Here is a 1,938-nt window from a genome sequence, read left to right as displayed (position 1 = left end):
AAAATAGCGAGCCCTTCAGCCTTGTAGAGGCAAGCTTCGCTTTTTGCGCGGCTAGTACTTCAGCAGCCTGTTAGGGCAGGCACGCGGGTTGCGAACGGGCCCTCCACAGTAGCCCTTGCGGCGAAGTCAGGTCGCCGATAAAGGAAATATTGGATGTAGTCTCGCAAATTGAATACTGGGCGATCCTTCGGGGTCGAGTCCTGGTCAGCGGCGCAATAGCTGACGATAGTGGTCGAAGGACACTCGGATTTTAAGGTGGGGCATAGGGGAAGGGGCGCAATCAACAAAATGGCAAACTAAGGATATTATCCGAGGGTAGCGCGTTTGACGCTCCAATCATAATGTCAAGCCCCTACCGAAGTGGGGAGGGTTACCGCTAGAAGTCAGAATATGATCGATAGTTTTACTCTAAAATTGTCGAAAATGTTGGCGGCACATTCGAACTGTTCCTGCCATTGGTTTTTAGAAAGCGTTAGATAGCTAGATTCATTGAAGAGAAAGAATGGCCGAGACCAAGAATATTGGAGCAATTGCCGACGAATTGTCCCGCGACATTTTCCGACACTTCCGATGGCAGACGCACCCAAAAACCGATGATAATTTTCCGTGTGGTGATACGAGTCATACAGGCACAGGCGGTAAGCCAAAGGCCACGCATCCGGGAGACGTTGTCTTCTTCTACAGTGATCCCTATCTCGGGAAGCCGATCTATTTGCACACTGACCTGAAGAGCTACGCAAAGGACTCAATTACGGCGACCACTCTACGCTCTGCATTCAGGTCGTTGTGTCTCACTATTGATTGCGCCAAGTGCTCGGGCACGTGGCGCGAAAAGTATTCTGTGCCTGCGTCGGAACCGCACGATGTAAGAGGCCTGCTGTTCCTCAACAATCACGACAACGGGTATGACAAGGCCTTCTATGACGCGGTCGATAAGATCTCGCTCGAAGGGCTACCCATTGCCGCAGGAACTCAGATTCACTATCTTGGGCCACACGACATTCAGCGTTTATATAGCATCGCGAATGACCTCCTCCGGCAGATCGCAGCTGACGAAATTCCCAAGGACTATACGTTTTACTATCCAGATCTGGTTATGACTCGTCGGCAGGGCGACGTATGGGGGCACCTGCGACGATTGAAGCTCTTACAGCACCATACCTCATCATCAAGCATAAAGCCGCAACTGAAAATAGTCGATCTGGTTATCTAATTTACTATAATGCCCCTGCCTCCTCTGCAGAGGAATTCGAGTATTTCCTCGATAGTCTTTCTCGGTATCAATTGCTGGAGTCGGGCGAGCGTATTGTCGTGAAGGTCGTTTCCAAAGCGCCTGATGATTTGAAATCAATCTTCCATACCGCGAAGAAGCGATACGTTAAGGCATGGGGCTTTGATCCATCGCGGGAACAGATTCTCGAAAAAATAGACATCGGACGTATTACTGCCGTGACAAGCACGTACAATCCGGGTGATATGGGGTGGCGCGAATGAAGAAGTATAAGCATGGCCCGTCGTTGTATTATGCCACCGATAAGAACATTTTCGATGCGTTGAATCAGCACAAGGTTGATAGCGCGACGGTAGTCAAACTGTTCCATAGACGAAACATTCTCGTCAGCCGCAAGACGCTCCGGGAAGACCTGGCACAGTATTTTTCACGGCTAACGCATGACTACTATGACCATCAAGACATCGCTGCCCGCTTGGGTGTAGCAACTCGTCGAGAGCGCATAACCTCGGTCGATGTGCAAGGACTTACTGATGCGGACGCTTTGCGCGCTGTTTCCGAACAGTTGAAAGGGGAGTTGGAAGGTTCAGGGGATACCGTTGTTATTGATCGTAGCGGCGAACTCCTTACCCTAAGGATGGTCTGAAAAACCTCTGCCAACGGAAGGGCGGCAGAGACGTTAAATGAGGATCACGAAAGCTGCATGA

At 50.4% G+C, this 1,938-nt stretch carries 3 protein-coding genes; all 3 read left to right on the top strand.

Features of this window, described 5'->3' with window-relative positions:
- The first annotated feature begins 502 nt into the window (after positions 1 to 502).
- Positions 503 to 1,213: a PD-(D/E)XK nuclease domain-containing protein gene (locus J8I34_RS33795; RefSeq protein WP_209808524.1), complete on the top strand. Its 711-nt coding sequence runs from the start codon at positions 503 to 505 to the stop codon at positions 1,211 to 1,213.
- A gap of 98 nt (positions 1,214 to 1,311) precedes the next feature.
- Positions 1,312 to 1,494, top strand: a complete 183-nt coding sequence (locus tag J8I34_RS33790) for a hypothetical protein (RefSeq protein ID WP_209808522.1) — start codon at positions 1,312 to 1,314, stop codon at positions 1,492 to 1,494.
- Positions 1,491 to 1,877, top strand: a complete 387-nt coding sequence (locus tag J8I34_RS33785; RefSeq protein ID WP_209808520.1) for a hypothetical protein — start codon at positions 1,491 to 1,493, stop codon at positions 1,875 to 1,877. Before J8I34_RS33790 ends, J8I34_RS33785 begins: the two co-directional genes overlap by 4 nt.
- Positions 1,878 to 1,938: the final 61 nt, after the last annotated feature.

It is taken from the genome of Cupriavidus phytohabitans (assembly GCF_017815025.1).
In the GTDB taxonomy this organism is placed as follows: domain Bacteria; phylum Pseudomonadota; class Gammaproteobacteria; order Burkholderiales; family Burkholderiaceae; genus Cupriavidus.
This window is presented reverse-complemented; position numbering and strand designations above follow the sequence as displayed.